Genomic DNA, 1,157 nt, shown 5'->3' with positions numbered 1-1,157 from the left:
GGTGACGACCTTCGTGCTGGCGCGGGTACTGAATCGGCGCTGATCAGGTGGCTGGGGCTGGTGTTTCTCCCGGCCGGCTTCGCGAGCCTGGCAGCGGCTTTGACGCAGGCCGTATCGCCACTCCGTGTGCCGCCTGCGCAACGTTCGGCTCATCCGCCACCGCGCGCCACCCTCGGCGCACCTTGCGCCGCAGGTTCAAGCCAGGCGCCGCCCGCGCTCGCATGCTGGGCCCTCGTCATTCGAGAGGTCTACATGAACACACTGCTGCGTCACCTCTATGCTCCCGGCCTGTTCTTTCTCAGTATCGCCCTGGCCACCTGGCTGGTCTTTCGGCAGGCGTCACCGTTCTGGCTGGTCGGCCTGTTGCTGCTGGCGCTGCTGATCAGCCACTGGGTCGAGCGGCGCATCCCGTTTCGGACGCGCTGGAACCAGGACCACCAGGACACCCGCCGCGACCGCTGGCACGCGCTGACCGTCGAGGGCGGCAATGTGCTGTTTCTGGCGGGGCTGGGCGCGCTAGGCGGGCAGCTGACGCTGGTGCCACTGTGGCCGGACGACTGGCCGCTGTGGCTGCAACTGCCGCTGGCCATCGTGCTGGCCGACCTCGGCATCACTCTGGTGCACTGGGCTAGCCATCGCCATGCCGGCTTGTGGCGCCTGCATGCGGTGCATCACAGCGTGGAGCGGATGTACAGCTTCAATGGCTGGATGAAGCACCCGCTGCATCAGGCTTTGGAGGCGTGCGGCGGGGTGCTGCCGCTGCTGTTGCTGGGCCTGGGCCAGGACGTGGCGGTGTTGCTGGCCTTCAGCGTGGCGATCCAGTTGCTGCTGCAACACAGCAACGCCGACATCCAGGGCGGCGGCCCGTGGCGCTGGATGGCCTGGGCGCCGGCCCATCGCTGGCATCACTTGCGCTATGGGCGCGCTGGGGACGTGAACTTCGGTTTGTTCTTGACGGTGTGGGATCGGCTGTTGGGCACCTGGTACAGCCATGACGCAGACGCCCTGGCTGACGCTGACCTGGGTATCGGCAGCCAGCCATACTACCCGCGCGACTACCTCGCGCAGCTCCTGGCGCCGTTCCGCCGCTTGCCCAGCCAGCCGTGCCCTGCGTTGCCGGCACGGCTGCGTTCAGCTGACCAGCCGCACGCGCGGCA

1 protein-coding gene is annotated in these 1,157 nt (G+C 68.1%); it reads left to right on the top strand.

The genetic code is table 11. The features are described from left to right. Positions 1-252: 252 nt before the first annotated feature. Positions 253-1,157: sterol desaturase family protein (locus tag RT028_RS17515; protein WP_312936374.1), on the top strand; the 905-nt coding region annotated here is incomplete at its 3' end.

This window comes from Pseudomonas sp., assembly GCF_032058845.1.
GTDB lineage: Bacteria > Pseudomonadota > Gammaproteobacteria > Pseudomonadales > Pseudomonadaceae > Aquipseudomonas.
Note: the sequence above shows the minus strand (reverse complement) of the source record. Positions and strands in the feature narration are given on the sequence as shown.